The following is a 431-nucleotide window of genomic DNA, read 5'->3' as shown; positions in this document are numbered from 1 at the left end:
CAGCGCCAATGCCTACCAGCACCAGCGTGACGAGCGCCGGCAGCGCCTGCGCCCCGAAGTGGGGTGGCAATGGCCAGACGAAGCTCCAGAGCGTCGCCGCCGCCGTGATGCCCACCCCCATCATCAGGAAGCGCAGCAGGCCATAGGTGAGCCGGGGCAGGCCCGCCTCCACCGACTCGGTGGCCAGCTCCAGCGAGCCCAGCGTCACCACCATCGCGGGCACCAACAACGTCGCGCCTCCGAACAGGGCTCGCACGGCGTCGAACGACGGCAGGACGAGCGTGAACCCGAACGCCACCAGCGTGCCCAGGAACGTCGCCACGAAGCTCTTCTGCAAATCCAGACGCTGCGAACGCAACGTGCCGAAGTGGATGACGCCCGCGAGGACCCCCACCACGAACGCCACGCCCATCTCCAGCCACGCCCCACCC

At 69.4% G+C, this 431-nt stretch carries 1 protein-coding gene; it reads right to left on the bottom strand.

Annotated elements, in window-relative coordinates:
* Nucleotides 1–431, bottom strand: a 431-nt coding sequence (locus D7Y13_RS43325) for a threonine/serine exporter family protein (RefSeq protein ID WP_147452730.1), incomplete at both ends; no start/stop codon positions are given.

Source organism: Corallococcus praedator (assembly GCF_003612125.1).
Taxonomy (GTDB): Bacteria; Myxococcota; Myxococcia; order Myxococcales; family Myxococcaceae; genus Corallococcus; species Corallococcus praedator.
Note: the sequence above shows the minus strand (reverse complement) of the source record. Positions and strands in the feature narration are given on the sequence as shown.